The organism is Pseudomonas sp., from assembly GCF_017744435.1.
GTDB lineage: Bacteria > Pseudomonadota > Gammaproteobacteria > Pseudomonadales > Pseudomonadaceae > Aquipseudomonas.
This window is the reverse complement of sequence record NZ_JAGIBG010000010.1, coordinates 60,453-85,640: the sequence shown is the minus strand read 5'-3', so window position 1 is coordinate 85,640 and position 25,188 is coordinate 60,453. Positions and strand designations below refer to the sequence as shown.

The 25,188-nt window shown below is 64.1% G+C and carries 22 protein-coding genes and 4 tRNA genes; 11 read left to right on the top strand and 15 right to left on the bottom strand.

The window, feature by feature from the left end:
• The first annotated feature begins 254 nt into the window (after positions 1-254).
• Positions 255-1,112 (top strand): LysR substrate-binding domain-containing protein, encoded by an 858-nt coding sequence (locus J7573_RS09620; protein ID WP_294333599.1) that lies wholly within the window; start codon positions 255-257, stop codon positions 1,110-1,112.
• Between the two features lie 52 nt (positions 1,113-1,164).
• Here J7573_RS09620 and J7573_RS09615 read toward each other — a convergent pair whose 3' ends face one another.
• From J7573_RS09615 to J7573_RS09605, 3 genes are read right to left on the bottom strand one after another with little or no spacing between them, the layout of a single operon-like run.
• The gene (locus J7573_RS09615; RefSeq protein ID WP_294333597.1) at positions 1,165-2,448 is read right to left on the bottom strand and encodes an arsenic transporter; all 1,284 of its coding nucleotides are present in this window, start codon (positions 2,446-2,448) and stop codon (positions 1,165-1,167) included.
• A 10-nt stretch (positions 2,449-2,458) separates the two neighbouring features.
• Positions 2,459-2,935: an RES family NAD+ phosphorylase gene (locus tag J7573_RS09610; RefSeq protein WP_294333595.1), complete on the bottom strand. Its 477-nt coding sequence runs from the start codon at positions 2,933-2,935 to the stop codon at positions 2,459-2,461.
• The gene (locus J7573_RS09605; protein WP_294333593.1) at positions 2,935-3,411 is read right to left on the bottom strand and encodes an antitoxin Xre/MbcA/ParS toxin-binding domain-containing protein; all 477 of its coding nucleotides are present in this window, start codon (positions 3,409-3,411) and stop codon (positions 2,935-2,937) included. The genes J7573_RS09610 and J7573_RS09605 overlap by 1 nt, the downstream gene beginning before the upstream one ends.
• 249 nt (positions 3,412-3,660) lie before the next feature.
• On the opposite strand from J7573_RS09605, the gene J7573_RS09600 reads away from it, so the two are divergent.
• Positions 3,661-4,200 (top strand): histidine phosphatase family protein, encoded by a 540-nt coding sequence (locus tag J7573_RS09600; protein ID WP_294333591.1) that lies wholly within the window; start codon positions 3,661-3,663, stop codon positions 4,198-4,200.
• A 19-nt stretch (positions 4,201-4,219) separates the two neighbouring features.
• Here the strand turns inward: J7573_RS09600 and J7573_RS09595 are convergent, their stop codons facing one another.
• Both J7573_RS09595 and J7573_RS09590 read right to left on the bottom strand, forming a co-directional pair.
• On the bottom strand, positions 4,220-5,005 hold the full coding sequence (locus tag J7573_RS09595; RefSeq protein WP_103448188.1) for a sulfite exporter TauE/SafE family protein: 786 nt from the start codon (positions 5,003-5,005) through the stop codon (positions 4,220-4,222).
• A 103-nt stretch (positions 5,006-5,108) separates the two neighbouring features.
• Positions 5,109-5,720: an XRE family transcriptional regulator gene (locus J7573_RS09590; protein ID WP_294333588.1), complete on the bottom strand. Its 612-nt coding sequence runs from the start codon at positions 5,718-5,720 to the stop codon at positions 5,109-5,111.
• A gap of 115 nt (positions 5,721-5,835) precedes the next feature.
• On the opposite strand from J7573_RS09590, the gene J7573_RS09585 reads away from it, so the two are divergent.
• The 3 genes from J7573_RS09585 to J7573_RS09575 are packed head-to-tail and all read left to right on the top strand — an operon-like array spanning position 5,836 to position 8,487.
• Entirely contained in the window at positions 5,836-6,966 is a 1,131-nt protein-coding gene (locus J7573_RS09585) for an FAD-dependent oxidoreductase (protein ID WP_294333586.1), read from the top strand.
• Between the two features lie 18 nt (positions 6,967-6,984).
• Positions 6,985-7,362, top strand: a complete 378-nt coding sequence (locus J7573_RS09580) for a RidA family protein (RefSeq protein ID WP_294333584.1) — start codon at positions 6,985-6,987, stop codon at positions 7,360-7,362.
• Positions 7,363-7,422: 60 nt separating this feature from the next.
• Positions 7,423-8,487, top strand: a complete 1,065-nt coding sequence (locus J7573_RS09575; RefSeq protein WP_294333581.1) for a hypothetical protein — start codon at positions 7,423-7,425, stop codon at positions 8,485-8,487.
• Between the two features lie 43 nt (positions 8,488-8,530).
• On the opposite strand, the gene mcpA is transcribed toward J7573_RS09575, so the two are convergent.
• The gene (gene mcpA / locus J7573_RS09570) at positions 8,531-10,417 is read right to left on the bottom strand and encodes a methyl-accepting chemotaxis protein McpA (protein WP_294333579.1); all 1,887 of its coding nucleotides are present in this window, start codon (positions 10,415-10,417) and stop codon (positions 8,531-8,533) included.
• A 144-nt stretch (positions 10,418-10,561) separates the two neighbouring features.
• Positions 10,562-11,440: a LysR family transcriptional regulator gene (locus J7573_RS09565; RefSeq protein WP_294333577.1), complete on the bottom strand. Its 879-nt coding sequence runs from the start codon at positions 11,438-11,440 to the stop codon at positions 10,562-10,564.
• A gap of 100 nt (positions 11,441-11,540) precedes the next feature.
• On the opposite strand from J7573_RS09565, the gene J7573_RS09560 reads away from it, so the two are divergent.
• Positions 11,541-11,969 carry a PACE efflux transporter gene (locus J7573_RS09560; protein ID WP_294333575.1) on the top strand — a complete coding sequence of 143 codons (429 nt, stop codon included), beginning with the start codon at positions 11,541-11,543 and terminating at the stop codon, positions 11,967-11,969.
• A gap of 15 nt (positions 11,970-11,984) precedes the next feature.
• Here the strand turns inward: J7573_RS09560 and J7573_RS09555 are convergent, their stop codons facing one another.
• The 8 genes from J7573_RS09555 to folD all read right to left on the bottom strand — a co-directional run bounded on the left by J7573_RS09555 (position 11,985) and on the right by folD (position 23,837).
• Positions 11,985-13,049: a hypothetical protein gene (locus tag J7573_RS09555; protein WP_294333571.1), complete on the bottom strand. Its 1,065-nt coding sequence runs from the start codon at positions 13,047-13,049 to the stop codon at positions 11,985-11,987.
• An 81-nt stretch (positions 13,050-13,130) separates the two neighbouring features.
• Complete coding sequence (locus J7573_RS09550; protein ID WP_294333569.1) at positions 13,131-13,811, bottom strand: GntR family transcriptional regulator; 681 nt, start codon at positions 13,809-13,811, stop codon at positions 13,131-13,133.
• Between the two features lie 16 nt (positions 13,812-13,827).
• Entirely contained in the window at positions 13,828-14,532 is a 705-nt protein-coding gene (locus tag J7573_RS09545; RefSeq protein ID WP_294333567.1) for a FadR/GntR family transcriptional regulator, read from the bottom strand.
• A 44-nt stretch (positions 14,533-14,576) separates the two neighbouring features.
• Positions 14,577-15,887, bottom strand: a complete 1,311-nt coding sequence (locus J7573_RS09540) for a C4-dicarboxylate transporter DctA (protein ID WP_294333566.1) — start codon at positions 15,885-15,887, stop codon at positions 14,577-14,579.
• A gap of 343 nt (positions 15,888-16,230) precedes the next feature.
• Positions 16,231-21,033, bottom strand: coding sequence for a DUF6543 domain-containing protein (locus tag J7573_RS09535; protein WP_294333564.1), 4,803 nt, complete (start codon positions 21,031-21,033; stop codon positions 16,231-16,233).
• A gap of 66 nt (positions 21,034-21,099) precedes the next feature.
• A complete protein-coding gene (locus J7573_RS09530) occupies positions 21,100-21,591 on the bottom strand; it encodes an Lrp/AsnC family transcriptional regulator (RefSeq protein ID WP_294333562.1) in 492 nt (163 codons plus the stop codon).
• A 74-nt stretch (positions 21,592-21,665) separates the two neighbouring features.
• Entirely contained in the window at positions 21,666-22,757 is a 1,092-nt protein-coding gene (locus J7573_RS09525) for an ornithine cyclodeaminase (RefSeq protein ID WP_294333664.1), read from the bottom strand.
• A gap of 225 nt (positions 22,758-22,982) precedes the next feature.
• Positions 22,983-23,837: a bifunctional methylenetetrahydrofolate dehydrogenase/methenyltetrahydrofolate cyclohydrolase FolD gene (folD, locus tag J7573_RS09520; protein WP_054883547.1), complete on the bottom strand. Its 855-nt coding sequence runs from the start codon at positions 23,835-23,837 to the stop codon at positions 22,983-22,985.
• A 270-nt stretch (positions 23,838-24,107) separates the two neighbouring features.
• Here folD and J7573_RS09515 point away from each other — a divergent pair.
• The 5 genes from J7573_RS09515 to J7573_RS09495 all read left to right on the top strand — a co-directional run bounded on the left by J7573_RS09515 (position 24,108) and on the right by J7573_RS09495 (position 25,104).
• Positions 24,108-24,184: transfer RNA gene (locus tag J7573_RS09515), tRNA-Arg, on the top strand.
• A gap of 43 nt (positions 24,185-24,227) precedes the next feature.
• Positions 24,228-24,303 (top strand) — tRNA-His (locus J7573_RS09510).
• 56 nt (positions 24,304-24,359) lie between these two features.
• Positions 24,360-24,444 (top strand) — tRNA-Leu (locus tag J7573_RS09505).
• Positions 24,445-24,488: 44 nt separating this feature from the next.
• Positions 24,489-24,564: transfer RNA gene (locus tag J7573_RS09500), tRNA-His, on the top strand.
• 240 nt (positions 24,565-24,804) lie between these two features.
• Positions 24,805-25,104 carry a DUF6388 family protein gene (locus J7573_RS09495; protein ID WP_294333555.1) on the top strand — a complete coding sequence of 100 codons (300 nt, stop codon included), beginning with the start codon at positions 24,805-24,807 and terminating at the stop codon, positions 25,102-25,104.
• Positions 25,105-25,188: the final 84 nt, after the last annotated feature.

The window sequence follows — 25,188 nt, the reverse complement described above, 5'->3', positions numbered from 1 at the left end:
GTTCTTCTCCGGCACACACGGCCAAGCCAATCGGGGCATCGGTGGTGAGCGGTCACACACCGTCGACGGGCCCAATCTAGCCAAGGGCGGAGCAGGCGGATATCGAATAAAAAATAAGCACGGCATAAAAAAAATTTAAGCCGCAGGCAGCCAGTCGTTGCTGGGCAGGTGCAGGGCGCAGACGGGTTTGACAGGCGTTTTTTCATGCCTGCCTAATGCCGGGCAGCGTTCATTTTTCCGCCGAGGTAGTTTCCGTGCGCCTTCTCGACCTTGCGTTGCTGCACAGCTTCAAGACCATCGCCGAAAGCAAGAACCTCTCGGTGGCGTCGCAACGGCTGCACAAGACCCAGGCCGCGGTGAGCATCCAGTTGAAGAAACTGGAGGACCTTGTGGGGGAGCGGCTGGTGGAACGGGGGCACCAGAGCACGGTTCTCACGGCCCACGGTGAACGCATGCTGGAGTATGCACGCAGGATGCTGGCGCTGAGCGACGAGGCCATGGCGCACTTCACCAAAGGCGAGGTGTGCGGCACCGTGCGCTTCGGTATTCCGGACGACTACGCCAGTGCGTTCTTGCCACCGGTCATTCAGCAGTTCACCCAGCGTTACCCCAAGGTCAGCTTGAAGATCCGCAACGACATCAGCCAGAACCTGTTCGCCGCCCTGGAGGCTGGCGAGCTGGACCTGGCGCTGGTCACCCAGCGGGCGGCGGATGGCAACGGCGAGGTACTGCGCTGCGATCAGCTGCACTGGGTGGGGGCGGCAGGTTTCGAGCTGGACCGCAGCGCGCCCTTGCCGTTGGCGCTCTACCCCCATGGTTGCGGGTATCGCCGGCACATTCTTTCGGCGTTGAGCGCGAGCCTGATCGATTACGAAGTGGCCTTCGAGTGTACCGGTGTTACTGGCGTGCAGCTTGCGGTGGAAAGCGGGCTGGCGATTGCGGCAACGTCCACGCCGTTGATTCGGCCGGGATGGCAGATACTGGAGACCGGTGACGCGGCGCTGCCGGCGTTGGGTAATGTCATCATCGAACTGCGTCAGAGCCTGGGTGAGCCTTCGGCCGCAGTCCGGTTCTTTGCCGATGAGCTACGCAGGCAAGTCGTTGCGCGCTAGCTTCGAAATCGCCGGGGCCGCTGCGATGGGCCGCACAGCGACCCCGGCGATCTCAAAGGCTCAACCGCACTGCCAGCGCCGCCAAGGTCAGCAGCAACACCGGCACGGTCAGCAGCACGCCAACCTTGAAGTAGTACCCCCAGCCAATCTTCACGCCCTTGCGCGCCAGTACATGCAGCCACAACAAGGTCGCCAGGCTGCCGATCGGGGTAATCTTCGGCCCCAGGTCGCAGCCGATCACATTGGCGTAGATCATCGCCTCGCGGATCACGCCGTGCGCCTCGCTGGCCTGGATCGACAATGCGCCGATCAACACGCTGGGCAGGTTGTTCATCACCGAGGACAGCAGCGCGGCTATCAACCCGGTACCCAGAGAGGCGGCCCACAGGCCGTGCCCGGCAAGGTCGTTCAGCACGTGGGTCAGCGAGTCGGTCAGGCCGGCATTGCGCAGCCCGTAGACCACCAGGTACATGCCCAGCGAAAACACCACGATGTGCCACGGCGCCTCGCGCAGCACCCGGCGGGTCATGATCACGTGGCCGCGTGCGGCAACCGCGAACAGCACCAGGGCGCCAGCGGCGGACACCGCACTGACCGGGATGCCGAGTGGCTCCAGCACGAACAACCCGGCCAGCAAGCCCACCAGTACCACCCAGCCGACGCGAAAGGTGGCGCGGTCGCGGATGGCCAGGGCCGGCAGCTTGAGGTCCTTGCTGGCGTAGCGGGTGGGAATGTCGCGGCGAAAGTAAAGCCACAGCACCAGCAGCGTGGCCGCCACCGCCACCAGGTTGACTGGCACCATCACGGACGCATAAGCGTTGAAACCCAGGCTGAAGTAGTCTGCCGAAACGATGTTCACCAGGTTCGACACCACCAGTGGCAGGCTGGCGGTGTCGGCAATGAAGCCGGCGCCCATGACGAAGGCAAGGGTCGCAGCGGGGGAGAAACGTAGCGCCAACAGCATCGACATGACGATTGGGGTGAGGATCAGCGCTGCCCCGTCATTGGCAAACAGCGCTGACACGGCGGCCCCCAGCAGCACCATGAAGGCGAACAGCCGCCGCCCGTCACCCCGTGCCCAGCGCGCCACGTGCAGTGCGGCCCATTCGAAGAAACCCGCTTCATCCAGCAGCAGGCTGATGACGATCAGGGCGATGAAGGTGGCGGTGGCATTCCAGATGATCGCCCAGACGGTGGGGATGTCGTGCAGCGTGACCACCCCGAACAACAGCGCCAGCATGGCGCCGAGGCTGGCGCTCCAGCCGACGCCGAGGCCCCTGGGCTGCCAGATGACCAGGGTCAGGGTGAACACGAAGATCAGCGCGGCTGGGAGCATGGGCAGGGCATCACTGGTTGTGGGCGCCGACTTGGAACATCCGTGGGTCGTACATGAAATCGTACATTTCAACCACCTGGATCTGGCTCACCGCTGGGTGGCTGGGGTTGATCACGATGTTGCGTTCCAGCGGCAGGATGGCAGATGGGATGATCAGCCCAAGGTGGCTGTTCGACTTCAGCCAGGCAGTGCCGAAGTCCATGCTTGGGCGGTCGGCAGGCAGGCTGGCCCAACCTTCGGGCAGGTCCGCCGCATCGACCTGCAGATACAGCGAAGTATCCGCAGGTAGCTCGAAGCAGGTGATCTTCAGGGGAACGGTGGGTTCGCCCGCCGCATGTACAAAGGTTTCCAGGCAACAGATTGCCGGCGTCATGCCCATGTATACGGCGGGTACGTCCTGATCGTTCCAGCGCCCGCCTTCGATGGCCGCACCCTTGCCGCTCAAGTCAGTGGCGCGTTTTGCCTTCGCTATTCGCCACCCCCGCATCAGGCAACCCCACCCCATTCCAGGGCCTGCAGTACCCGGCGTACCTGCTTGGCACCGATTTCGGTTTCGCAGAGCAGGATCGGCGCAACATCGCCCAGGGCCTTGTTCGGCTTCGATAGCCACTGTGCAGCCGTGTCACGGCTTTCGAAGACTTCCTCGGCCTGATGGGACACCGAGGCGATGCGGTCCAGGCGTTCGGAGGCAACGGTATCGAGCACTTCATGCTCCCGAACGCGCCGCTCCAGCGTGGAGATCGAGGCATTGAGCAACAATGCCAGACTGGGTTCTTCCAGGTTGAAGGTGTAGCGCACGGCACGGAAGAGGTGGGCAGAAAAGCCGCGCTTGATCTGCACCAGCCGCTCCGACTCCCTGAGTGCATTGCGGCCGGCGCTGAATGCCCAGAATTCGTCGATGCCAGAACTGCGCACATCTTCCTTGGCTTTTTCGTGACGCCGCTGGGCGATTGAAGTGCTCATCACGCCTCCGTCAATTGACTGGTTTTTTTCGTCAAATGAAGTATAGGCGTGTCTGGCACTCGATTGCACCTACCTTCCGGCAGGCGCATGGTTTCCTGTTCGCTCATCCGGCCGTCACCCTGGCAAAGGCTTGCCGAAAGCGCAGCATGTCCGCACCCCGTGCGATCCGCCCTGCCAAGACGTTATTGCGGTAAAACTGCCGCCAGCGTGGTAAACCAGTCAACCCGACTCGCAATGAAGAACGCCCAAGTGAGAGCCGTACACCTGACCTTGCTCTGCCATGCCCTGACTCAAGCCCAGAAAAGTGGGCGCCTGGCGCATCCCGACGACGGCCCTTTGCGTTTGCCTGACCTGCCGTTGGGCATCGAGCCCACCGTGCAACTGCTGACTGCGCCGGAGCGGCGTGCAAGCGAGAGCGCGCACTGGGCCGCAGCACAGGCGCAGGTCGAGCCCGCATTGGCCGATTGCGACCTGGGCAGTTGGCAGGGCTTGCCGCTGAAGCAGTTGCAAGCAGAGCAACCCCGTGCTCTGGCCCAGTGGCTGGAAGATCCGTTCAGCGCACCCCATGGCGGTGAGTCGTTCGCGCAGGTGTGCGAGCGTGTGGGGGCCTGGTTGATGGCCTTCGACAGGCCGGGTGAGTGGCTGGCGGTGACTCACCCTTGGGTGATTCGCGCTGCACTGGTGAAGGTGTTGGCGTGCCCGCTGGCTGCCGCCCAGCGAATCGATGTGCTGCCGTTGTCACGGGTCGAGCTGAGCTTTACCGGGCAATGGCGCTTGCGCCTGGGCTGAGCAAGCGCCGGTTGCCGGGTCAGAACGCCAGTTTGTAGCCGATCAGCAGCAGCATGGTCGCCAGGCAGGGGCGCAGCACGCGGTCGGAGATGCGCCCGGTAAGGTGGCTGCCCAGGTAGATGCCGGGCAGCGAGCCCAGCAACAGGTAGCCCAGCAGCGACCAGTCCATGTTGCCCATGCCGGCGTGGCCGATACCGGCGACCAGGGTCAGGGGTACGGCGTGGGCGATTTCGGTACCGACCAGGCGGCGGGTGGCCAGGAACGGGTAGAGCAGGAACAGCGCCACGGTGCCCAATGCGCCAGCGCCGATCGAGGTCAGGGTGACCATCACGCCCAGCACCACGCCGGTCAGTACGGTGAGGGTGTTCAGGCTGCGGTCGCTGAGGTGGTAATGATCACCGGCGTGACGGCTGGCGAACGCTTGCAGGCGCGACTTGAACAGGATCGCCAGCGCAGTGAGGATCAGCACCACTGCCAGGCCTTGCTTGATGATGGCGTTCAGCGCCGTGGTGTCGGTGTGCAGGGTGCTGAGGAACCACAGGGTCAGGGCTGCCGCCGGCACGCTGCCGAGGCTGAGCAGGCCGGTGATCTTCCAGTCGATGTTCTTGTTGCGCGCATGTACCCAGATGCCACCGCCCTTGGTGATGGCGGCATACAGCAGGTCGGTGCCCACGGCAGTCGCGGGGTTGATGCCGAACCACAGCAGGATCGGGGTCATCAGCGAACCGCCGCCGACGCCGGTCATGCCGACGATGAAACCCACAACCAGTCCGGCAATGGTGAAACCGAAAGATCCTACATCCATACGCTACTCGACTGCCCAGCTTTGCCCGTTATCGGATGGGTGCCAGCATATAGGGAGTTTTTATAGCCAAATAGACTTGTTCGTTATTAGGTTATAACCGGCCTCAGCGCTCGGTCATCACCACCATCACATGGGCATCGCCGCCATCCTCGCTCTCCGACAGGTAGATGTGCCCCACCTGGCTGTCGAAGTACGCCGTTTCCTGCGGGCCGATGCTGACGGCCTCGCCGGTTTCGAATTCGATGCGCACCCGGCCGCTCAGCACCACCGCGAACTCCTGGCCCGGATGGCGGATAAAATCGTCGAACTGGCCGCGTTCGCGAGCGATGATGCGGGCGTAGGCAGGGGTCATGCGCCGTTCCGGAAAGGCCCCGGCGATCGGGTGATAATCGTAGGTGCCAGTGGAATATCCGGCGGCGGCCGGCAACGAGTCGACCACCACGGTCACTGGCGCCGCTACGGCCTCCGCCACCGCGCCACTGGCGCGGAACAGGTGGGCAATGTCGACATTCAGGGCGCGCGCGGCAGCGGCCAGTTTTTCGTAGCTCACCGAAACCTGTGCCAGCTCCATCTTCGACAAGGTCGACACCGGCACGCCACTGAGCTCGGACAATTGCTTGAGGGTCATCTGGCGTGCCTTGCGAACCTGGCGCAGGCGCCCGCCGACTTCGGCGCGGTCTAGCAAGGGCAGGGCAGCGGGGCGGGCATCAGGCATTCGTGGCTCTCGGCATACGTCATGGGTCGCGCATCTTAACTCGCGCGCTTGCATGTTCCGAAATTCTCATATATTAGAATTCTCATAAATGATAATTTGCGCAGCAGGAGCGTGCATGACCCAGATCTACGACACCCTGATCATCGGCGCCGGCATCGCTGGCGCCTCGCTGGGCTATCGCCTGGCCGGTGAGCGCCGCGTGCTGTTGCTCGAACGCGAAGCGCAGCCGGGCTACCACTCGACCGGGCGCTCGGCCGCGATGTTCATGGAGGCCTACGGGACCCCGCAGATCCAGGCCCTGACCCGCGCCAGCCGAGCCTTCTACGAGGCGCCACCCGCCGGCTTCTGCGAGCACCCGTTGCTCGAACCGCGTGGCTGCCTGTATGTCGCCAGCCATGAACAACGTGAGCTGCTTGAGCACACCCACGCGCAGAATCTGGCCAACGGCACTGCGGTCAGCCTGCTCGACCGCGACACGGCGCTGGCGCTGGTCCCCAGCCTGAACGCCGACAACCTGGCCGGTGCGGTGCATGAGCCGGGCGCCATGGACCTGGATGTGCACGCCCTGCACCAGGGCTTCCTGCGTGGCTACCGTGCTGCCGGTGGCGAACTGCGCTGCAACGCCGAACTGCTCCGGGCCCGCTACGTCGATGAACTGTGGCAGGTGGAGCTGGCCGACGGCAGCCAGTTGCAGGCGCACACCCTGGTCAATGCCGCGGGAGCCTGGGCTGACCGGGTGGCCGAGCAGTGTGGCGTAGCGCGCGTCGGCCTGCAGCCGTGCCGGCGCAGCGCGTTCACCTTCCCCGGCCCGGGCGATCAGGACTTTGCCCATTGGCCTGCGGTAATCGGTGTCGACGAGAGCTTCTACTTCAAGCCTGACGCCGGCCAGCTGCTGGGCTCACCGGCCAATGCCGACCCGGTCGAGCCCCAGGATGCCGCGCCCGAGGAGCTCGATATCGCCTTGGGCATCTATAACATCGAGGCCATGACGTCGCTGTCCATCCGCCGCCCCAGCCATACCTGGGCGGGCTTGCGTTCGTTCGTCGCCGACGGCGACCTGGTGATTGGCTTCGACCCGCAGATGCCGGCGTTCTTCTGGCTGGCGGCGCAAGGTGGCTATGGTATCCAGTCGGCGGCCGGTGCTTCGCGCCTGGCCGCCGACTTGCTGCTCGGGCAAGCGTTGTGCCCGAGCCTGACCGCCCAGGGGGTGGCGCCCGAGCGCCTGTCCCCGGCACGTTTCCAGTAACCCTGAAAGGAGTTTGTCATGAGCAATCAGATCCAGCGTTTCCCCAGCAGCCTGCCGTTCCCGTTTTCCCGTGCGGTGAAGGCCGGCGGTTTTCTGTTCCTGTCTGGCCAGGTGCCGATGAGCAGCACTGGCGAGGTGGTACGCGGTGATATCCAGACCCAGACCCGCGCCGCCTGCGAGCGCATCGCCGAGAGCCTGGAGGCCTGTGGGGCGCGCTTCGACCAGGTGGTCAAGGTGACGGTGTGGCTGTCGTCGATGGACCACTTCGCCGGTTTCAACGAGGTCTACAAGGCGTTCTTCGGCGCCGCACTGCCGGTGCGTTCGACCGTGGCGTCGGCGTTGGCGCTGGGGGTGGATGTGGAGATCGAAGTGCAGGCATTCGTCGGCGAAGGCTGAGCCAGCCGCGGTTCGCGGGCAAGCCCTGTGGGGCCACAACAACAATAACCAGAGGTTCACATGCAAGAGCAACTGAAGATCGCCGGGGCCTTCGTCGGCGTGATCGTGGGGGCGGGCTTTGCGTCCGGGCGGGAACTGCTGTTGTTCTTCGTCGATTTCGGCCTCTGGGGGCTGTTGGGCGCCCTGGTCAGCGCGGCGCTGTTCACCTTCCTCGGCATGGCCCTGGCCGGGTTGGGCAACCGCCAGCGCGCCACCTCGCACAAGGATGTGATCCAGGCCATCTGCGGGCGCCATCTGGGCTTGTTCGTCGATTGGCTGATCACCTTCTTCATGTTCGCCGTGACCGTGGTCATGCTGGCCGGTGGTGGTGCATTGCTGGAGCAGCAGTTCGGCATTCCGGCACTGACCGGCAGCGTGCTGGTGACGCTGCTGGTGGTGGCGATCGTGTGCCTGGACGTGCGCAAGGTCATCGTCGCCATTGGTGCCATTACCCCGTTGCTGATCCTGGTGGCGTCGGCGATTGCCTTGTACGCGGTGTTCACCCGGGGGCAGAGCCTTGCCGCGCTCGACCAGCTGGCCAGCCAGCAACAGGCGGGCACCCGGCACTGGTTGCTCGGGGCGTTTCTGTACGTGTCCTACAACATCGTTGCCGGTGCACCGATCCTGGCGATCCTCGGCGGCTCGGCCAAGGGCGAGAAGGCCGCAGTATGGGGCGGCCTGCTCGGGGGCGCTGCGCTGGGCTTGCTGATGCTGGTGATGAGTAGCGGGCTGTTGTCGCGCCTGGACAGCGTGGCCGACTTGCCCATGCCGATGCTGTCGATTGCCAACGAAGTGTCGCCGCTGCTGGGTGGGGTGATGTGCCTGATCATCTTCGGCATGATCGTCAACACGGCGGTGGGCACCTTGTTCTCGTTCCTGTCGCGGCTGTTGCCAGCGGGCACGGCGAAGTTCCGCTGGGGTTCGGTGGTCACCGGGGTGGCGGCGTTCGTTTGCAGCCTGGTGGGGTTCATCAGCCTGGTGGGCGAGGTGTATCCGCTGTTCGGCTATCTGGGCTTCGTGCTGATGGCGGCGGTGTTGCTGGCCTGGGTGCGGCGGGGCAGGAGTGGCCAGGCGGTGGTCGCCTAGCGCGCAACCCCCTCGTCGGCGAGCGCCGACGAGGGGCGCTGCATCAGATGCGGAAGCTGCCCACCAGCTGCTTCAGGCGCCCGGCCTGCTGCGCCAGGGCATCGCAATGCTGCAGGGTCTGGTTGAGGTTCTCCACCCCTTGCTGGTTCAGCGCGTTGATCTGGGTGATGTCCAGGTTCAGGCTCTCGACCACCGCCGTCTGTTCCTCGGTCGCCGTGGCCACCGACTGGTTCATGCCGTCGATTTCACCGATGCGCTGGGTCACGCTGGCCAGGCGCTCGCCGGCCTGGTTGGCCACCTGCACGGTCTGTTCGCTCGATACCTGGCTGGTGTTCATGGTGTGCACCGCCTCGCGCGAGCCTACTTGCAGGCTGGTGATCATGCGGTGGATTTCTTCGGCCGATTCCTGGGTGCGGTGTGCCAGGTTGCGTACTTCGTCGGCAACCACGGCAAAGCCGCGCCCGGCCTCACCAGCACGGGCGGCCTCGATGGCGGCGTTGAGCGCCAGCAGGTTGGTCTGCTGGGAAATGCCCTTGATCACGTCGAGGATCTTGCCGATCTCGTCGGTGCTGGCATTGAGGGTTTCGATCTGTTCGCACGACTCGCTGATACGCTGCGACAGCGCGGTCATGGCATTGATCGCCTGCTCGACCACTTCACGGCCGCCATGGGCCTGGTCACTGGCGCCGCTGGCGTGTTGCGAGGCGTCGGCCGCATTACGGGCAATCTCCTGAGTCGCGGCGCCCAGCTGGTTGATCGCCGCGGCCACGCTGTTGGTGCGCATGCTCTGTTCTTCGGAGCCGATGATCGAGGCGTTGGAGGCGTTGACCACTTTCTCCGAAAGGTCGTGCACCAGGCGGGTAGCCGAGGACACTTCGCTGATCGAGGTGTGGATACGCTCGACGAAGCGGTTGAACGAGCTGGCCAGTTCGCCGAACTCGTCCTTGTGCTGCACGTCGAGGCGGCGGGTCAGGTCGCCTTCACCTTCGGCGATGTCGCGCATGGCGCGGCCCATGGTGGTCAGCGGGCGCATCAGCACCGGGATCAGCAGGCCCAGCAGCACGGCGATGGCGACCACCGCGATGAGCATGGCGATGATCGCCGAGGTGCGGAACTGGCTGATGGCGGCGTAGGCCTTGTCCTTGTCGATCGACAGGCCGATGTACCACTGCGCCGATGGCAGGCCGGCGACCGGGGCGAACGAGATCAGCCGTTCCTCGCCGTTGAGGGTGACGTCCTGCATGCCGGCAGTCACGCGCAGGCCGCTGCCCGGGTAGATGTCCTTGAGGTTCTTCATCAGCTGGTCCTTGTCCGGGCTGACGATCACCTGGCCACTGCTGTCGGCGAGGAAGGCGTGGCCGATGCCGCCGAAGTCGACCGAGTTGATGATCTCGACCAGGGTGTCGAGGGTCAGGTCGCCACCTACCACGCCGATCAGCTCGCCGTTGCGCTTGCTTTTCACCGGTACCGCGATGGTCACCATCAGGCCACCGACGGCGCCCTGGTACGGTGCGGTGAGCACGGTCTGGCCGGCGCTGGCCGCACTGGAGTACCACGGCCGCTGACGGGGGTCGTAGCCGGCCGGCATCTGCGTGTCAGGGCGCTGGGTAAACACGCCGTTGGCCTGGCCCAGGTAAGTGAAAAGGAAATTTCGCGTGTAGGAAGGCTGCTCGATCAGCCCGCCCAGGGTCTCTCCTGCCCCTTGTTCGGCAATGTCCTGCGCCAGGTTTTCCAGCACCAGAATGCGCCCGCTCATCCAGTTCTGCACGCTGCTGGCAGTCAGCGCGCCGGCCTGCTGCACGGAAGATTCGATGTTCTGGCGAAGGGTGTTGCGTTGCAGATAATCGTTGTAGAGCGTGAACAGCGCAAAGGCCAGCACCACGACACCGCAGGCGCTGAGGAGGATCTTGTGGCGAAATTTCAGGTTCATGTTTCGAGACCTTGAGCCATGGAGGGGAGGGCGCCGCGCGCTTGTGGCGCGATGGCGGGGCCTGTCTCCTGGCATATCGGCTTGGCCGGTAAAAGGTTGAAACACTTACCTATTTTTTTGCTGTCCCGGTCGACGGACGGTGAGCTAGCCAGTGGCCAACAGGTCGATCAGCAGGCGTGCGCCCTGGCGCAGGGGCTGCTGCTTGCGCCAGAACGCATGGATCGGCAGCTGAAGTTCGTTGCGGGTGTTGCGAAACTGCAGGCGCACCAGGCGCCCGGCATCGACCAGTGGCGCCACCCGGGCCAGTGGCAGGTCGCCCCAGCCAAGGCCGGCTTCGACCATCTGCAGGGCCAGGTCGAAGCTGTCGGTGGACCAGTGCGTGGCGCCGATCAGCGGGCGTGGGTCGAGCAGTGGCAGGTCACGGCTGCGGACCAGGATCTGGCGCACATTGACCAGGTCTTCGAGGTAGTGGATCCGGCCCTCGCGCAGGGCCGGGTGGGCCGGCGCCAAGGTGGCCACCAGCGACTCCATGCCGATGTGCTGGAAACTGCGCCGGGCATCGACCTGCAGGCCGGCAAAGGCCAGGCACAGGTCGGCGCGGCCACTGTCGAGCAGGTGCAGGGCTTCTTCCTGTGGGGCGCTGAGCAGTTGGATGTCGAGCAGCGGGTAGCGTGCACCGAGGCTGGCAATGGCCGCCAGCAGCGGGCGATGGTCGATATCCGGGACCACGGCAAGGGTCAGGCTGCTTTCCAGTCCTTGGGAAAGCTCCAGCGCGTGCACCTGCAGCAGGCCCAGCTGTTCGGCGATCAGCCGCGCATGGGGCTCCAGTGCCAGGGCCTGAGCGGTGGCGCGAACCTCGCGTGGGCCGCGCTCGAACAAGGTGTAGCCCAGTTCGGCTTCAAGGTTGCCGATGGCCATGCTCACCGCCGAAGGCACGCGTTGCAGGGCGCGTGCTGCGGCGGAAAACGAACCGCGGTCGAGCACGGCGAGAAACAGCTGGATGTTGTCGCTGGAAAAGTTCATGGCAGCCTCCTGTCAGTCAATCTGAAAGCTGCTGACTTTTTCTGTCAAGCGGATTGAATCATCCTTGCGCCTCATCGCATTTCTACACATGAGGTAACCCGTGCAGGGCGTCAAACGCAAACTGGTCTACGTGACCTTCTATGAACTGATCGGCCTGTGCATGTCGACGCTGGGGCTGGCCTACCTGTCGGACACCCAGGCTTCGCACACCGGGCCGCTGGCGGTGATGATCACCACCATCGCCATGCTCTGGAACCTGATCTACAACAGCCTGTTCGAGTACTGGGAGAGCCGCCAGACCAAGCGTGGGCGCAGCGTGGCGCGGCGGGTGGCGCATGCCGTCGGTTTTCAGCTGACCTTGGTGGTGTACCTGATTCCGCTGATAGCCTGGTGGCTGGACATGAGCCTGCTGGAGGCGTTTCTGGTGGACCTGGCGTTCATCGTTCTGATCCCGTGCTACACCTTCGCCTACAACTGGGCGTTCGACCGGATCTTTGGCTTGCCGACTTCGGCGATGGCCACTGCCTGAGGCCGGAACAGGAGCCTACGGCAAGCGAATCAGAAGAGGCTCCTGTCTTGCGGGTGGCTGGCGCTGTTCGGTCTGCTGTTCCATCGAGGGCTGGGGCAGGGTCGCCAGCAGGCTGTCTTCGACCTGCCCTGACAGGTAATACACCCCCGCCAGGGCGCCGCTCTGGCGGTTCTCCATCAGCTCCTGCCATTCCTGGTTGAGCGCGACATTCAGGATCACCCGCAACTGCTCGATCATCTGCGGCTGGTCACGGTTGTGGGCCATGATGCCGTAGCCGGTCGAGACAATCGAAATCATCGCCCCGGCCACCTTGCCCACGGCGCTTGCCACGGCGCTGGCGATGCCGCGCGGGGCCAGCGTGGCGCCGATTTTTTCGCTGGCATCCGTCGCCACGGACGACAAGCCCGCGTCAGTTTTCCCGGGGCCTTTGGCGGCCTGCTTGTGCAAATGGTCGCGCAATGCCAGCCAGGCCGGCTGCTGTTCCAGCGACTTCGCCCGCAATAACTCATAAAGCGAGGCGTTGCGGGCGGGCGGTGGCCCCAGGTGGATGGCCGGGATGCGGTTCAGGCGTTGGCTGATTTGCTCTGGGGCGGCATTGTAGCGCTGGATGATGGCGGGCAGTTGCTGGCCGAACAACTGTATATACAGCTCGCAGGCACGGTCGCGGATGCCCTCGGGGTTGATCTGTTCGGCCACCGGTTCGATGACCCGTTGGTGGTACTGCTCCTGCAGGTACAGTGCCAGGCGCTTTTCCGCAGGCTCGCGGCCCTCGCCGCTGTCGAGCTTGTACCAGGCCACCTTCATGGTCAGCCACTGCTGGGTCCAGTAGCCGGTGAACCAGGGGATGAAGTCTTTTTCGGTGCGTTGCTGCACCTGCTCCTTCCACACTCGCATCGAGCGCCGCGCATAGTCGTTGGCGGAGCCAGCGGCGCCGACCGAAGCCTCGATCAGCTCCTGGTCGATACGCTGCCAGGCGGCAGGGTCGAGCACCGCCGGCGGGGGCGGGGCAGGCGGGCGTCTGCCGGCGCAGCCGGCGATGGCCAGCAAGAGGCACAGCATGATCAACAGGCGTGGGCTCACTCGGCGGCCTCCCGGGGGATAGAGGCTGGGTGGTTATCCGAGTATAGGGTCACGGTCCGGGGGCCGCACGGCGGCCCCGGCTCAATCGAGGTTGAGCTTGTCTTCGAGGCGGTCGAGGTGCTCATGCATCAACGCCAGCGCCGCCGCCGCATCACCGGCTTCCACTGCATCGATGATCGCGGCATGTTCCTCCCAGGCGCAGTGATCACAGCAAGGCGACTCATAACGGGCGATGATCAACGAGGTCATCGGCACCAGGCCATTGAGAAACCGCGCCAGCGGCTCATTGGCCGCGACCTGGGCGAGCTTGAGGTGAAATTCGCCACCCAGGCGGATGGCGGCGCAGCGCTCGCCGCGCTCGTGGTGCTGGCGCTCGCGGTCGACCAGTTGGCGCAGCTGGCGAACGTGCGCTGGCCGGGCACGCTGGGCGGCCAGGCTGATCAGGGTGGTCTCGGCCAGGCGCCGGGCGCTGAGCACCTGACGCGCCTGCTCGGGATCGGGGGCGGCCAGGTGCGCGGTGTGGCTGGGACGCTGCACCACCACTTGCTGATCCGACAGGCGCCCGAGCACCCGGCGGATCACGGTGCGGCTGACCCCGAAGGCATTGCCCAGGGCCTGTTCGGGCAACAGGCTGCCAGGTGGCAGGCGCTGTTCGAGGATTGCGTCGAACAGGCGCGGGTAGATCTGCTCGGCCGACAGGCGGGTCTCGCCGGCGGCGAGCAGGGCAGGCAGGCGGGGGGCGGCTTGGGCGCAGGCGGTCATGGTCGCTCTCCTGGGGTCATTGGCCGGGCTGGTCGTCCGGGATGTTGAGTTGAATGCCCATGCGCTGGCCTTCGGCAAGGATGTGCTGGCGCATCTGGGCGCTGGCCTGGGCACTGTTGCGCTCGCGAATGGCGCGCACCACGGCTTCGTTTTCCTTGAGCCGCGCGGCCAGGTGCTCGGGCGAGTTGCGCAGCATGCTGGCGCTCTGCTTGAGGGCGTTGCCGGTCTGCTGCACCACGCTCTGGAAGATCGGGTTGGTGGTCAGTGCGAACAGCGCCTCGTGGAAGGCGATGTAGGCCTTGACCCCAGCTTCGCTGTCATCGGCTTCCAAGGCTTCGCGCATGTCCATCAGGGTCAGGCGCAGCTGGCCGATGTCCTGGTTGTTGGCCGATTGCGCGACCAGGCCGACGATGAACGGTTCGAGGGTGTAGCGCAGCTCCAGCACGTCGGCCAGGCTGGCCGCTGCGGCGCTTTCGCTGGCCGGGTCCTGGGTTGCGGCCTCGGCATCCAGCACCAGCACACCCTTGCCCGGCAGCGAGCGCACCAGGCCGAGGGTTTCCAGCACGGTCACTGCTTCGCGCAAACTGGGGCGGCTGATGCCGAGCTGTTCGGCCAGTTCGCGCTGGCCGGGCAACATGTCGCCGGAGCGCCATTGGCCGCGGGCCAGGGCCTGGCGCAGTTTTTCCACCACGGAGGTGACGACGGTCGATGAGCTGATCACGGTTTGCTCCTGAAAAGGCCGGCGAAAACGCCGGCCACGCGGGCTCAGAATTCCTGCTGATGGGCGTTGGGTTGTTTGCGCGGTGCATGGGCGAAGCCGGGTTTGCCATCGAGCACGTTCTGCGCGCGCTCAAGGTCGATGTCCTTTTCCCAGCGGGCGATGGCCACGGTGGCCACGCAGTTGCCGATCAGGTTGGTCAGTGCCCGGCCAATGCCCATGAACCAGTCCACCGCCAGCACCAGTACCAGGCCCACCACCGGGATCGCCGGCACGGCGGTCAGGGTCGCGGCGAGGATCACCAGCGCCGAGCCTGGGATGCCGTGAGCGCCCTTGGAAGTCACCAGCGACACCAGCAGGATGGTCAGCAGGTCGGTCATCGCCAGTGGCGTGCTGGTGGCGTTGGCGATGAACACGATGGCCAGGGTCAGGTAGATGGAGAAACCGTCGAGGTTGAACGAGTAGCCGGTGGGGATGACCAGGCCGACGGTGGAGCTGCCGATGCCCAGGTGCTCCAGCTTGCGCATGATCTGCGGCAGCACGGCGTCGGACGACGCGGTGCCAAGCACGATGGTCAGCTCTTCACGCAGGTACTTGATGAACGGCAATAGCTTCAGGCCCGACACGCGCATCACGGTACCCAGGACGACCAGCACGAAGCCGGCGCAGGTCAGGTAGAACAGCGCCACCAGGCCACCCAGGTGCTGCAGCGACTCCAGGCCGTACTTGCTGGTGGTGAAGGCGATGGCGCCAAACACACCGATCGGCGCCAGGCGCACGATCATGCCCATGATGCGGAAGATCACGTGGCTCAGCTCGTTGATCAGCCGTGAGATGCCCGCGGCCGATTCACCCACCAGATTCAGGGCGCTGCCGAACAGCACCGAGAACAACAGCACCTGAAGGATGTTGTTGTCGGCGAAGGCACCGACCACCGAGGTCGGAATCAGGTCCATGAAGAACGCCGTGGCCCCATGGATGTGCTGGCCACGCTCGGCCAGGCTGCTGGCGTCGGCGCTGGACAGCTGATCGAGGTGGATGTTGGCGCCACTGCCGATGCCGGAGCTGAAGGCGAACACCAGGCCGATGACCAGGGCGATGGTGGTCAGCACCTCGAAGTAGATCACCGATTTCAGACCGATGCGCCCGACCTTCTTCAGGTCGCCGGCACCGGAGATGCCGCTGACCACCACGCAGAAGACGATCAGGCCGATGAGCATCTTGATCAGCTTGATGAAACCATCGCCGAGGGGTTTGAGTTGCAGGGAGACTTCGGGGAAGCTGAGGCCGCAGGCGATGCCGAGGGCAAGGCCGAGCACGACTTGCAGGAAGATCGAACGCGAGCACCATTTGAGCATGGGAGTGATCTCTGATCGGTGTCCTTGCTTCGGTGCCGCACGGGGCGAAAGAGCGCAGGACTTCATTATTGTTGTGGTCTTACCGGTTTGTTCAGCGCCGGATCATAAAACCGCGAAAAATCCGACATTGCAAGGGATTTTGGCCTTACCGGTCTGACCAGTTACGAGGCATTGGCGCCGATCGGGCTCTAGTTCGGTGCATGGAGCGATACTGCCGCCCCAGGCGGTCCGACGAAATCAGCTCAGGACGGGGTCAACGCCTGGTCAGCCGATGCAATCAGCTTGCCAGGGTTCCAGGGCGGGGATGGCCCCGTGCCGGGTAAACGACACGGGGGCGGGTGGCTTAAACGTCGGGCGCGAACGCTCGCGGATTGGCTTCGCTCATGCTCGCGGTCAGACCGGCCAGGAGCGCTTCACGCGCTTGTCGGCGACTTTGCAGCAACAGTTCCGACGCCCGCAGGTAGAGGTCACTGTCGTTGGACAGGTCGACACGTTGCAGCACACCTGCGCGGCGCCAGGCAATCTGCCCCATGTGCTGCTCCAGGCTGGCGATATAGCCCGGCGGGACCTCGGGCCCGCTATAAGCACCGGCCTCGGCGGCGCTGTCATTGAGCGTGTCGAAATACTCCGAAGCCCCCTCCCACTGCAGGTCGAACCGCTGGAATGCTTGTGGATGCAGACGCTGCAGCCAGCGCTGCCAGAAGGGTTGATCGCTGACCCAGGCATTCATATGTACCGCAGTCGTCTCCGACCACACGGCCTGTTCCAGGCGTTGCAGGGTCGCGTCGCTCAGGCGCGCCAGGTACTCGAAGCGCATGCCATCCGGTTGTGCGGGCAGCCGCAACCGCTGCTGCAGGCGAATGCGTGCGTACAAGGCCATTTCCAGCTCATCCAGCAGGAAATCCGCCTCGGTCAGTTGCGCATCGCTCAAATCGTCGTGCCTCGACAATGCCGGAGCCGCCTCGCGCTCAGCGTTATTGCCGGCATCGCCCAATGCCCGGCGCCTGGCGCGTCGTGCGTTGAACAATTCGCCGATATGCTCGTCGAGCGAACGCTGGCGCATCAGGCTCGCGGCGCTGTCGATGGCGACCTGTTCGTTGCTAGCGCCAGGTGTTGCATGGGCTACCGACTGCCAGAGCGTGACTTCTGTCTCGACTTGCTGGAACAGTAGGCTGGCTTGGTCGACACACTCCTGGCCAGCGTCCAGGAGCAGGTCGTTGATCTGCTGTTGCAGTTCGGCAAAACCCGTGCCGGCTTGATCGTGCCGTGCGCCGTCAACCAAGGTCTGCAACACCTGGCGCATGCGCTCGTCCATGGCGGCTGGGCTGGTTCGGAATGCCTCGGTGCTGGGCAGTCGTTGGTACAGGTCAAACAGAGGCTGCCAGTTTGGGTCCATCCAGAACTCGGCCAGGTGTGCACGCAGTGCGCCAGGCCAGCCGGCAGACCAGTCTTCGGCATCAGGGTCTTCCTGCTGGGCAGGTAGACCGGCTTCTTCCAGGCGCTGCAAGGCCAGGTCGTTGAATGGGTTGTCGTCGAAAGCGTAAGTCAGTTCCTGGTCGCCTTCGCGGAGCCGACGGGCGAACGCGGTATCGCGCAAGGCTGGCGCATCGCTGAGCTCGTTCAGGCTCAGGTCGATGCCGTGCAGGTTGAGCGGCTGCTGGTTCATCAGCGAGGTCAGCCCAGGGGGCCACTCGAAGATCAGCGTGCGTTCCAGGTCGAGTTGCTCGAGTGCTGTCCAGCCGGTCAGGTCCGGTGCGAGTTCCAGCGGGTTGTAACGCAGTGAAAGCAGGCGCAGCCGATTCAGCCCGGCCAGTGCCGCGCGGCTGGCTTCGGTGAGCACGATCTCGTTGCGGCCCAGTTCGAGGTGAGTCAGGCTCGGCCAGCGCTGCAGTGCCTGGAAGTGCTCCACAGCGAAGTTCAACGTGTTCAGGTCAGCCTGGAAAAACGAGAGCGCCGGGAGGCTGGCAAGCCGTTGCAGGGTGCTGACCGGGAGGTCCTGGAGGCATTGCGACAGGTTGAGGCGCTGGAGGTTGGTCAGGCGTGTCAGCGTCGCGAGGTCGGCTTCCTGGGAGAGATCGAGCAGGTTGTGCGAGAGGTCGAGCGATTGTATTTCACGGAGTTCGCTCAGTGCTGGAGGAAGGGCGCGCAGGGCGTTGTCTTCGAGGTCCAGGTGGCGGACCTGGGGGAAGGCTCTGAGAAAATCATCCAGCCGGGTATTGGCATGATCGACCAGCCCACTGATCCGCAACTGACGAACGTGGGGCAGGGTTACACTCATGGCCGGCAATGAGTCCAGCTGCGCCGCGTCGATATCGAGGGTGACGAAATCGATCGCGCTGCTAGGGTCTTCGGGATTTTCCCGGCGCCACGCGTGGCGCAGGCGTTGGGCCTGACGCTCGCGTGCAGCGCGCTGTTGCCCCTGGCCATGTTCGACCCAGTGCTGCAGTTCGGTGTCCAGGCGTTGATAATCGCTGCGCAGGCGTTCCAGCAGGCGCATGAATGCCCCTGGCCCATGGCCGGCTTCGTGACGCAGGCGCTGACGCAACAGTCGGCGTTCCTCCAGGTCACCTGCCGGGTAGAGTTGATCGAACAGTTCATCGGTCGTCAGCACACCTCGGCTGCGGCCACTGAGCGGGTAGCCAATGCGTTGGCTGCCTGGCAATCGGCTGGGCGGGTTGTACAGGGGGCGAAGCGGCGCCATGCCCAGGTCGTGCGCGGCTGCTTCACGGTCGCTGCAGGCCTGTTCGAACAGGGCATCGCGCAAGCGTGGCGCATCGTCGATGGCCAGCCCCAGTGCATCCCGCTCGCGGTCTGGCAGGGCACGCAGGAGGGCATTCAGCAGCTCATCCTGATTGCCCAGGGTTTGCCCGGCCTCATCGACCGGTTGGTAGCCATGATTGCTACGCAGCACGCGTTTTACCGTGGCGCCCGACTTGCCGGCCGCGTCGATCAGGCGGCCGTTTTCAACGAGTTCCAGGCGAATGTTGCCGGTCCACCCCGGCAAGCGTGGCAGGTTGGCAAAAACCAGCGCATCGCGATCGCTGCTACTGGCCGACACTTGCCGTAACGTGCCCAGTGCGCGATTGATCCGGGCTTCGCGCAGATACAGCCGGGCTTGCTCGGCCATGGTCAGCGGCAGGCGACCGCTCTGCTTGAGGCGAGCCACGTCGCGTGACGCCGCATTGGTCAGGATCTCGTTGCGGGCGCGTGGGCTGAGCGAGGGAAAATCTCTTGCCAGCACGGCACTGTCGCCGCTTTCAACGAACGGCAACGGCTTGGCGCCAAAGCCTTCAAGGCTATCCAGCAACAGCGCGGGCAGTGGACGGTGATCGAGCAGGAGCCGACGCAGGGCGGAGTCATCGTAGCCGCAGCTACGCAGGGCGTGGGCCAGGGCAGTGTCGTCCAGGCCAGCACTGGAGGGGCCAAGGCGACGCGCCAGGTACGGGCTGCGCCAGGCCAATGGCCGTTCGTGCTCCAGCAGCCAGCTGCCTGCACCGTTGCCGAGCAATCTGGGCTGGTGGCGATGGCCCTTGCCCGGCGCCAGGCGCCAGCCACTCTTGGCTTCACGCTCCAGGGCGAATGCCTGGTCCTGGTGTTGCCACCAGTGCCGCCCGTGCCATTCATGCATGCCGTCGGCAGTCATCGGGGTATCCGCAGGCCATGGGCGAGGTTGGGCGAACGCTGACAGGTCGCCGTGCCACAGGCGCTCGCCATCACCCTGGCCAACGCGCAGCCATTGGTGCAATGGCCCTGGGGGTTCGATAAAGCGCCCGGCGGCACCCAGTGCGGCAAATTGTGCCAAGTTCTCGAACACGGCGAACAAGTGGGCGACAGCCGCGTCGGTGTCGTGCTCATTGGCGGCATGCACCCCCTCGAGGAACTCGTCGATCAGCTGGGCGCCACCCACTCCCAGCATCACTTCGGCCAGGCCCGGAATGAATAAACTGGCGACATTCAGCACATTCAGCCCGGTCTGCAGCCAGTTTTCGATGCGCTCGCGCAGCGCCGCTGCGTCGCGTTGCTCGGTCGGCACCACGATACTGGCAGCATCCCGTAGCTTGCGCTCCAGCAGGGTGCGTGTGCGCTCTGCAAAGCAGTCCTTGCGCCAGGCTGAAGCGCTCCAGGGCAACCGTGCGTTCTTGTCCAGGGTCTCTTGCCACAAGTGGCGAGGGTTGGGGAAAAGCCGGGTAATCCAGCTGACATGCTGGCCTTTTTCCAGCACCGGTGTACCTGGCTGCACGGTGGCGTAGGGATAGCGGGGAAACAGCGCTTCGCGCAGCCTTGTGGCGAACTGGGGCTGGTGTTCATGGCTGACATAACGCAAGATCACACGCCTTTCATCATCGTGCCAGAGCATCTGAGTGAGATTGCGGCCCAGTTCCGCGAGAGAAGAAAACTGGCGCATGGCTCCGCTTGGGTGCCCGGGGAGGTAAAGCAGGCAGGGCTGGTTGTCGGCATCTGCCTCTGAGCTGACCAGCAACGGCCCGTTCAGCGGGCAGTCGAGCAGGTTCAGATAACTGCATACAAACGCGTGCTGGCTACCGTCGGGGCGAGCGAGCAGCGTTGTGCCCGCCAGTGCCGCTTCGCCCAGTGACTCTGCGCGGCTGTCGATGTGCCCGCGCAGTCGGGCCAGGCTCAAGTCGGCGGCGAAGGCTGCACGGTCCTGGTCTTGCAGCAGCTGTGCCGTGAGCCTGGTACCGAGCAGGTCGGCCAGGTGGTCCTGGTAGCGGCGGCCGAGGTCGAGGTTGCGGATCGCCTTCACGAAGCGATTGGCATCGATGTCGGTAGCCGCCGGTGCATCCTTGTGCAGGTACAGCCGTAGAGGGGCACCTTCATCGAAATTCTGCATGGCAGCTTCCAGCCACGACATGTCGCGCTGCAGTGACCCATGCCACAACCAGCCCTGATCGACGTCGGGCAGTTCCCGGTCGGCAAACCAGTAAGCCAGCGCGTCGTCCAACAGTGCGCGGCAGAATGCCTCGGGTGCTTGCAGCGGCGCGAGCTGCCGGCGCAACTGGTGGCTGGCGCGATGGCTGTCGCGTATGCGCCGCTCAAGCTGCTTGCGTTGCTGTGGGGTACACGACGTCAGCCATTGAGGCATGCGCCGCTGGATGGATGCGAGGTGAGTCGAGTGGGCTTGAGGCATGGGCCGTACTCCATTGCAAGGAAACGGCGAGCCTATTCAACGTGACGCTGCGGTGGAGTTACCGGGTTACCGCCCGATCTGCGGCGCCATGCACTTGACCGACGCCAGCTCCGGGTGCGCCACCAGTTTGTCGATGTGCAGTGCGTCGTCGTTCATCCAGCTTTCGCTGAGCACCCGGTAGTGCTCCATGTCACGGCAGCGCAGGCGCAGGCTGTAATCGAAATGGCCGCTGATCAGTTGGCACTCATAGACTTCCGGGCACGCCAGCAGGGTAGCTTCGAAGGCCTTTTGCGCGGCGCGGCCGCTCTGGTTGGACAGGGCCACCAGCACCAGCAATGACACGCCGGGCGCGACTTTCTGCAGGTCGATGATCGCGCCGTAGCCGCGGATCACGCCACGGCGTTCGAGCTTGCGCACCCGTTCCAGGCAGGGGCGCGGGGTGAGGTGGACCAGGGTCGAGAGCTTCTCGAAAGTGATGCGGCCGTCGTGGCGCAGCACTTCGAGGATGGCTTCGTCGATACGGTCCAGGGGTGGGGCGTTGGCGTCCTTGGTGTCCATGCGCAGGGCTTCTTTCGAAAGTGGGCATGGACAGGGTAGGCGCAAACCGGGGCGCTGCGCGACCCCGGGGTGTATCAGGCACAGGCGCTGTCTGCCTTGAGCATCGCGCGAACCCCCACTACCCGCGGTTGCAGCAGCGCATAGAGGTCCTTCGGGTTGTCCAGCATCGGCACCAGTGCAATGTCCTGGCCGATCCCCAGCATGCGTGCGCTGTCCAGCACGTAGCGCAACGCCGAGTAGTCTTCGAGGGCAAAGCCGACCGAGTCGAACAGGGTCACCTGCTCGGCATGCTCGCGGCCTTGCACAAGCCCTGCGATCACTTGCCAGAACTCGATCACCGGCGAGTCGCCAGGCATTTGCTGGATCTCGCCCTCGACACGGCTCTGTGGCTCGTATTCGACGATCACCCGCGCCTGTTCGACGATGTCGCGGTGCAGTTCGGTCTTGCCCGGGCAGTCGCCACCCACGGCGTTCAGGTGCATGCCCGGCTCGATCATGTCCGGCGTGAGGATGGTCGCATAGGCCTTGTCGGCGGTGACCGTGGTGACGATATCGGCACCGCGCACGGCTTCGGCAACCGAACTGGCGACGCTCAGCTTCAGGCCGGGGCGGCCGGCCAGGTTGGCCACCAGCTTGGCAGAGGCCGTCGGGTCGATGTCGTACAGGCGGATTTCGTCGATACCTACCAAGGTGTTGAAGGCGATGGCCTGGAACTCGCTCTGCGAGCCATTGCCGATCAGCGCCATGCTGCGGCTGTCTTCACGCGCCAGGTAACGTGCCGCCAGTGCCGAGGTGGCAGCCGTGCGAATCGCCGTGGTCAGGGTCATCTCGCTTAGCAGCAGCGGGGTGCCGGTGTCGACGTCGGCCAGGGTGCCGAAGGCCATTACCGTGGGCAGGCCATGGCGGGTGTTCTTCGGGTGACCGTTGACGTACTTGAAGGCGTACAGGCTGGCATCGGACACCGGCATCAGCTCGATGACCCCGTCGGGCGAGTGGTTGGCCACCCGTGCACACTTCTCGAAGGCCGGCCAGCGCAGGTAGTCCTGGCGGATGTACTCGGCCATCTCCACCAGGCAGGTGGGCAGGCCTTTGCGGTTGACCAGGCGGGCGAGGTCTTGCACATCGATGTAGCGGGTCTGACGGGTCTCCTTGCGGCGACGCTCCAGTAAGGGCTGTGGAGATATTGTCAGACGCGCAGCGTTGGGATGCTGGCTGAAGCAGGGGCTGGCGACAGCGGGGGCGGCTGATTTCTGCCAGGTGGCAGCAGAATCGGCTGAGGAGAACCTCTACCCGCCATCAGGCAATCTTTTGTAAGGCGTGGTACGACCGTTGCCCAACTCCTCAGCTGATCGCGCAAATGAAAACGGCACCTCGAAAGGTGCCGTTTTTACTCACTTATGCAGCTCTTCGGCTGCATACAGCGTGTTCTCCAGCAGGCAGGCGCGGGTCATCGGCCCGACCCCGCCCGGAACCGGCGTGATCCAGCCAGCGCGCGGCAGGGCGGTCTCGTAGACCACGTCGCCGACCAGCTTGCCGTCTTCCTGGCGGTTGATGCCGACGTCGATGACGATGGCGCCTTCCTTGATCCATTCACCCTTGACCAGGCCAGGCTTGCCGGCAGCCACGACCACCAGGTCGGCGCGGCCGACGTGGCCGGCCAGGTCCTTGGTGAAACGGTGGCAGACGGTCACGGTGCAACCGCCCAGCAGCAGCTCCATCGCCATCGGGCGGCCAACGATGTTGGACGCACCGACGATCACCGCGTTCATGCCGTACAGGTCCTGACCGGTGCTTTCCAGCAGGGTCATGATGCCTTTGGGCGTGCACGGGCGCAGCAGCGGGATGCGCTGGGCCAGGCGGCCGATGTTGTACGGGTGGAAACCGTCGACGTCTTTGTCGGGGCGGATGCGCTCGAGCAGCAGCGAGGCATCCAGGTGCGCTGGCAGCGGCAGTTGCAGCAGGATGCCATCGACGGCCGGGTCGTCGTTGAGGCGGTCGATCAGCTCGGTCAGCGCTTGCTGCGTGGTCTCGCTGGGCAGGTCGAATGCCTGAGAGATGAAGCCGACCTCTTCGCAGTCCTTGCGCTTGTGCGAGACATAGACTTGGGAGGCGGGGTCGGTGCCGACCAGGATCACCGCCAGGCCCGGCGTGCGCAGGCCTTGCTGGCGACGCTCCTCGACACGTTGAGCGATCTGCTTGCGCAGGTTGGCGGCGATCGCCTTGCCATCGATTAGGTGTGCAGTCATAGACGCGTGATTAACCATCGAGAAAGGAACAATAAAGAGGGCGCATTCTCGCACGACATCGCCCAAGGGCAAAGGCGGGTGGTCGGGCAAATCCCCTAACCCCTTAAATAATTTAAATTTTTTGGAGAAAGGTGTTGACGACCTGGGGGCTCGCCTATAAGATTCGCCGCACTTGTCGGGCACAGCCTAGCACTGGTTGGCGAGGTCGGGCAGAATGAGTGGTTTAGCAGTTACCTGTTAACAGCTTGTTCGGTTAGGCTTCAAGCTTAAGCGCCCGTAGCTCAGCTGGATAGAGCATCCGCCTTCTAAGCGGATGGTCGCAGGTTCGAGTCCTGCCGGGTGCGCCATTTAGGCAGCTTGGGCAAGCAAGTAAGGCTGTAATGCAATATGGTGGGCGTAGCTCAGTTGGTAGAGCGCTGGATTGTGATTCCAGTTGTCGTGGGTTCGATTCCCATCGTCCACCCCATATTCGACGAAGGCGCCTTTGATTGAATGATCTGGCGCCTTTGTTTTAAGCGTTACGCGGACGTGGTGAAATTGGTAGACACACTGGATTTAGGTTCCAGCGGCGCAAGCTGTAAGAGTTCGAGTCTCTTCGTCCGCACCATGCTTCTGTAAGGCTGTATCGCAACACTGAAACACCGCAATATGGTGGGCGTAGCTCAGTTGGTAGAGCGCTGGATTGTGATTCCAGTTGTCGTGGGTTCGATTCCCATCGTCCACCCCATATTTTTCGAAGGCGCCTTGATCGTGAGATCAGGCGCCTTTGTTGTTTCTGGGGTGTATGACTTGAGCCTTTCAGCGCCTGCGAAATCGAGCCTCACAGGCGCTGAAGGCCTCAAGCCAAAAACTTCGCAGCCACAACTCAATCTCCCCCCTTGTAATCCTCTGGTGATACCCCAATAAAAGCTGTTAGATTTCAGCCGGTTGAAACACCGGCCCATTTGGCCGGCAGAGGAACACCCCGATGATTGCAAAAGAAGCCCGCCAGGCCCTGGCGTTGCAGCGCTTTGCCGAAGCCAATCCGCAGCTGCTCGAGGAAATCCGTGAGCTGGATGCGCGTGAGCAGGCCCAGCAGATCGAGTGGGCATTCGAGGATGCCGCCGATGAGCAGGGGATTCAGCCCTGGGAGCTGGCGCTGCAGTTGATTGCCGAAAGCCCAGAGCAACTGCAGGCCATGCGCCTGGAAACCCATCGTGAAGTGGCTGAAGCGCTGGGTGTGGAGTGGGAAGAGTACTGCCAGTTCAACGAGATCGATCCTGAATAGGCGGGTCGCTTTCAAGCTGGCGGTTGTTTGACAAGGTATTTCGGTTGTGTGCCACCCGTTGGGAGGTATGCGGCCCTCTATATA